The 5,780-nt window shown below is 65.4% G+C and carries 3 protein-coding genes and 1 pseudogene; all 4 read right to left on the bottom strand.

Annotated features, from left to right (window positions below; genetic code table 11):
* Nucleotides 1-647: DUF932 domain-containing protein (locus tag AC1DY5_RS39300; protein WP_478119866.1), on the bottom strand; the 647-nt coding region annotated here is incomplete at its 3' end.
* Between the two features lie 343 nt (nt 648-990).
* Nucleotides 991-2,019 (bottom strand): SWIM zinc finger family protein, encoded by a 1,029-nt coding sequence (locus tag AC1DY5_RS39295; protein WP_478119865.1) that lies wholly within the window; start codon nt 2,017-2,019, stop codon nt 991-993.
* Nucleotides 2,020-2,054: 35 nt separating this feature from the next.
* On the bottom strand, nt 2,055-4,814 hold the full coding sequence (locus tag AC1DY5_RS39290) for a DEAD/DEAH box helicase (RefSeq protein WP_478119864.1): 2,760 nt from the start codon (nt 4,812-4,814) through the stop codon (nt 2,055-2,057).
* 415 nt (nt 4,815-5,229) lie between these two features.
* A pseudogene (locus AC1DY5_RS39285) lies at nt 5,230-5,586 on the bottom strand (DUF2958 domain-containing protein); the annotation flags it as partial.
* Between the last annotated feature and the right edge of the window lie 194 nt (nt 5,587-5,780).

The following is a 5,780-nucleotide window of genomic DNA, read 5'->3' as shown; positions in this document are numbered from 1 at the left end:
CGCCAGACATCGTCACCGATGTCCGCCAGGCGGTGCCGCTCCAGCAGCTGCGCTGGTTGCAGCGGCGGCTCGGCCCGGTCCGCAAACCGCAGCGTCAGCGCCTCGCGCGCGAAGTCCATCTGCTGGCCTCCAGACAGCGCCGTCCCGCGCATCTGCTCGATCACCTCGCCCACTCGACCGAACTCCCGGGTGATCTGCTGCGCCGCGTCGACCACGTTGCGCACCACGTTGCCCCGGTGGCTCACATGGACGAGGCCGAAGTCGCCGATCGGCGTCAGCAGGCCGTTGGTGCAGACAGGCCGATGAAGGCCCGCGCGCAGCTCGTAGGCACTGCGCCCATCGTGCGAGTTGATCAGCACGATCTCCGGCACCACGTCGTCCAGCGACAGCACATGAACGATCGGCTGGAAGCGCAGCATGTGGCGCCCATGGCTGGGATCGGTTCCACGGGCCTTTGTCTGGATCGCATGCGTCGGCGCAAAGCCTGCATCCATGAGTGCTGAGACGATGTTCCGCGTGCTGATGAAGACGTACTTCGAGCCTGTCGATTTGGCGGCGTGGTCGGCAAAGGCCGCCGGTGCCGCGTGGGCCAGATCCTGCAGCGAAAGGGATTCGCGAGCAGCGAAGGAATAGTCGGAAGAGGACATGARGGACTCCTGGARTGRCACAGGCGGGATTGCCTGCGTCACCCCTGGCTCACGCGGCAGCGCAGCGCTCAAGGCCGCCGCRGGCGCGCGGAAYGCGCCGAGCACGCGTGAGCGCGCGSAGGGCCTTGAACGCGAGAACCGMGTGATAYCCTGACCAGACACAGGCAAGCCCAACCCCACCCTCCCCTTCTTCTTCTCCCCGGCCAGCGCGAGGCCGAAGGCGAGCCGGACCGACAGACGCAGCGCGCAAGACGAAAGCTGCCGGCCGGGCCGGCGGCGCGGGCCCATCGCGGAGTCCTCGGGCCTGGATGCGCCCAGACGGTGTACTCGCCGTAAAAGCCCTTCAGATGCGAGCACCCCGAGCGGTATAGGCAACGATCCGCGTTTCAGTCTGCGCCGTCGTCCCGTACACGCCCCGCTGCTCGGTGCGCAGCAAAACCCCGGAAGCTATCCAGTTCTGAATCATGTGCCGAGCGACGCCGCGCGCGATCAATTCGCCGGCCGTGATGGTCCTGCTGCGCGCTCGGTGCTGGGCGGCCGCCTTGCTGCTTTTCGCCGACACCGGTGACGCTGGCGGATCGACGACTCTCGGCTCCCGCGCGCGCTTGCGCGACGGCGCAACGGCGGGCGGCGGCGGCGCTGTCGAAGCGGCGGATGCATCGTCGAGATCGATGCCGAACAGGGCCGACAGATCGGTGCTGTCCAATGCACCTTGCGCGTCGGAGTGTGCCATCGCCGGCACGTTGCCGGCCTGTCGAATCAGGTCCTGCGGCTCAACGTGGCGCAACAGGAACAGCAGTTCAGGTTCGTTGTCCAGGCGAGCGCCCACGCCGTAAAGCACCGCCGCGACATGCTTGCACATTGAGGCCGCGTCCGGGCAACTGCAACGCAAGCTGATTTGCCGCGGCAATGGGAACAGTCCGTCGCCACGGCGCGTCACCGTTTCCATCACCGCGTTAGACAGGCGGCCCTGCAGCAACTCGATCACGGAAGCAACCTTGCCCGAGCATTCCTTGATGATCGCGCCCCACCTCGTTGCCGTCAGCGGCTGCACCCCGATCTCGACGCTGTAGAGATTCGAACCGGATACGAGCGCGTTTACCTTGCCGATCTCGATGCGCAGATCGATGACGGAGCCATTGCGCACGTAGGTCCGCCCGCGTGGCAGGCGGTTCGCAAAATCGCTGTAGGACTCCAGATTGTCGCACCAGGCCTTACCCCAGAAGCTCTTGACGATGGCGCGACCTTCGATCGTGATGGGCTGGCAGTTGTGCCCCTTCTTGTTCAGCGCCGCGACCTTTTGTTTGGCTTGGCGCTGCCTTTGCGCCACCGGAATGTATGGAGCCCAGCCGCCGTAGTCGTATCGTGCCATGTGTTGCCTCGTCCTCTCTCAAGCAAGACAGCCTTTTACCCTGCCTTGACCTCGTCTATCGCGCTGCTGATATCGAGCGCGACCATGCGCAGCAACTCGTCGTTGCTCAGCTCCGTCAACAGGGTTTCGCCGCCGCCCTCGATGATCTGGTTCGATAACCCCAGTTTAGCCTCGACGAGGGCGTCGATCTTCTCTTCCACGGTGCCACGGCAGACGAACTTGTGAACCAGCACATTCCTCTTCTGCCCGATGCGATAGGCGCGGTCGGTCGCCTGGTTTTCAACGGCGGGGTTCCACCACCGATCGAAATGCACAACATGCGATGCGGCGGTCAAGTTCAAGCCGGTGCCCCCCGCCTTGAGCGACAGCACGAAATAGGGCGGTCCCAGCTCGCGCTGAAACGCGTCGACCAGGGCCGCGCGCGCCTTCACTGCGGTGCCACCATGAAGCACGAGCCCCGGACGCCCGAAAACGCCTTGCAGAAACTCCGACAGCGGCCCGATCATTTCCTGGAACTGTGTGAAGACGAGCACTTTCTCCTGGCGCGCCGCGACTGCCTCGGCCAATTCGCGCAGGCGAGCGAACTTGCCACTGTCGCGCGGCCCGTACACACCGTCGCCCAGCCATTGCGAGGGATGGTTGCAAATCTGCTTGAAGCGCATCAGGAAGGACAAGACCGCGCCGCGTCGCTCGATGCCCTCCAAGGTCGCGATCCGCGTGGCCAGCGCATCAACCGACTGCTGGTACAGGCTCGCCTGGAGTCTGCTCAGTGCGCAGTAGGCCTTGACCTCGGTCTTGTCGGGCAGGTCGGCGATGACCCGCTTGTCGCTCTTCAGGCGCCTCAGGATGTAGGGCTGCACCAGGCGGCGCAGCGGCGCGTAGTCGACGTGCTCGCTGTCCGCCAGGCGGCGCACGAAACGATTGAAGGTCGCTGCCGACCCCAGCAGCCCGGGGCAGATGAAATCGAAGAGCGACCACAGGTCGCCGAGCCGGTTCTCCACGGGCGTGCCCGTCATCGCGAAGCGCACACGGCTCTTGATCGTTTTGATCTTGCGCGTCTGCTGTGCGCCGGGGTTCTTGATGGCCTGCGCTTCGTCCAGCACGACCAACGACCACTGCACCTCGGCGATCCACGCGAGGCGCGTCACGGTGCCATAGCTCGTCACGACGATGTCGACGCCTGCAAGTCGCTCTTGAGAAAGCGCGGCCAGTTCCTTGGCTGGAGTCCCCGAAGGGTGCGCGACCAGCAATTGCAAGTGGGGTGCGAAGCGCGCTGCCTCCGCCTGCCAGTTGGCGATGAGCGAAGCGGGCACGACCAGAAGATGCGGCCCCGGGTCACGCTCGCGCTTGGCCAGCGAGAAGAGCCCAAGCACCTGAACCGTCTTGCCCAGGCCCATGTCGTCGGCAAGACAGCCGCCCAGCCCCAGGCGATTGAGCAACCACAGCCAATGCACACCCTTGCGCTGATAGGGTCGCAGCTGTGCCTTGAGTTCGGGCTGCGGATCGGTGGCCTCTCCTGAGTCGCCAGGCTCGCGCAGTTGCGCGAGAGTGTTGTGCAACCAGTCGCCCGCCACGACGGTTGACCACTCCGCGGTGGTCTCCGCGAGCGCCGCGGTGGACTCGCCATCAAGCGCGGCGCCCGACAGCAGGCGCATCCCGTCAGACCAGGAGATGCCGTCGACTTCGGCCGAGCGTTGCACCTTCTTCCAGTGGGCCAGCACAGCGTCGAKCCTTTCGCGGTCGACCTCGACCCAGCGTCCCTTGAGCCGGACCAGGCCGTCGCCGGCCGCGGCCAATTGCCTCCACTCCTCGTCGGAGACCGGTTCGCCGTCGAGCGTGAGTTCGACGTTGAAGTCGAGCATCGTGTCCAGGCCGAGGCCCGAAGCCTGCCGACCCAGGTTCACCCGAACCTGCGGGCGCGGTGGGTGACGCGGCTTCCACCAGTCCGGGATCCTCACGACCAGGCCGCTGGCTTCGAACACGGGCACGTTACGCAGGAACTGGTAAGCGTCGGCTGCCGTCCAGGCCTGTGGATGAAAGACCTTCCCTGTATCGACCAGTGCCTTCAGCCACGGACTCTGCTCGGCCGCCTTGTGCACCGGCAAGAGCAGCTTCAGCAATGCGGCGCGATCCCGAGCTTCGGAGGAGTTCTGCAGCGCTCGTCCCAAAGGCACGTGCTGGATGCGAGCGTCCTTCGAGACATGACTCGCGCAGGTGGCGAGAAAGGCGAACGGTGCCTGCTGGTTGCCCTTGTTCTCTGCCAAGTGAAAACACACCCGCCCGACGAGGTTCCAGCTTGGGTGTTTGCCTTGCAGCCACGCACTCACGTCGCCACCGGTGGCGGCGATGTCCTCGCGCACGGCCGCATGCAGCTCTACCCACCATGCTTCGAGCACCGCGCCGTCGAGATATTCCGCGCCCTTCATGGGGGGCGCCGCGGCGGCCAGTTCTTCCAGCTCTGCGCTCGGTGCCGGCATCTCGACCCTTGCCCAGTCTTCGGCCAAAGTGGCGACGGCAGTCAACCGTGCCATGAACAGATGTGCGAACTCGCGGCCGAAGGCCAGCGCAGGTGCCAGGGCGCCACCCAATTCCACCGCGCCCAACTGAAGCAGGCCATGCGCAGCGTTGCGCTCGAAGGCATCTCGGATGCGCGTGGCTGCGACCGATGTCGGAGCGTCGGTATCGCCATGCGCGACTTCAAGATAGGCCTTGCCGGCAGGCGAAATGGCAAGGTCAAGGACTACGCCAGCAGGGTCAGCCGCAAGGGCAGGTGTAGTGAAATGGAGATCAGCCATGGCAGGATTTTCGCGCGCAAACCGATCAGTCAGCGTCCACCGACGCACGAATCAGGAACAGCACCAATGAGGTGAATGACGCGCAGGGTTAGGCTGGAACGGCGATTGCAGGAGACAAGAAATGCTCAGTTCGACCCCCGCGGCGCTGACCCAGCAGCAGCTGGCCAGCGGCCTTCACTTCGCCCTGGAAAACGTCGCGCAGTCGTTGGCAGCCCAAGTCAGCGAGGCCATCGCCGCCCGGACGAGGCGTCAGGCGGCAGTGCGGCTGGCTTCGCGGCCAGATACCCTCCCTCTTCTTCTTCTCCGGGCGCCGGCGCGAGGCCGAAGGCGAGCCGGACCCACAATCGCAGCGCGGGGCGAAAGCCCGCCGGCCAGCCCGGCGGCGCGGACTTCTCTCAGAGTCCTCAGGCTTGGATCGCCCGGCCATACGCGCCTGCTTGGCGTACACGCTCAGCCGCTGGATCGCCCGGAAATGCAGGTCCCGCGCGATCGGCAGCTTCATCATGCCGCGCACCTCGGCAAGTTCGCTCAGCCGGACCGGGCCGATCTCGGGAAATCCCAGGCCCAGATCGCACAGGCCGTGTGCAATGTCGTGATCGTCCGGATCAATCAATGTGAGCAGCCAGGTCGCGCCCGCATCGGGCGTGAAGAGCTTGACCACAGGCAGCGGATCGAAGTCCTGATCCTTCTCCTGACAGGCAAGCGCCATCTGGCCGTTGGCCAGCAAGGGCTCGACCTGTTCATCGGTGATGAATGGGAAACTGGAAGCCATGACGTTCTCCTTGAACGGTTGAAGGGCGGGATTGCCCGTGACCGTGCCAGCCACGCCGCAGCGCAGCGGTCAAGGTTCGAAGACGGCCGCAGGCCGCCATCGCGCCTGCCTGGCGCGCGCCGACCTTGAGCGCGAGAACGGTGTGCCATGCTCAAGGTCACAGCAAGCCAGCCCTCCGCCACCCTCCCCTGCCT

This window comes from Variovorax sp. P4_D9, assembly GCF_056401695.1.
Note: the sequence above shows the minus strand (reverse complement) of the source record. Positions and strands in the feature narration are given on the sequence as shown.

What these genes read in the sequence shown, in the direction of transcription:
- AC1DY5_RS39295 (WP_478119865.1), bottom strand. Translation starts at nt 2,019, where the DNA reads ATGGCACGATACGACTACGGCGGCTGGGCTCCATACATTCCGGTGGCG.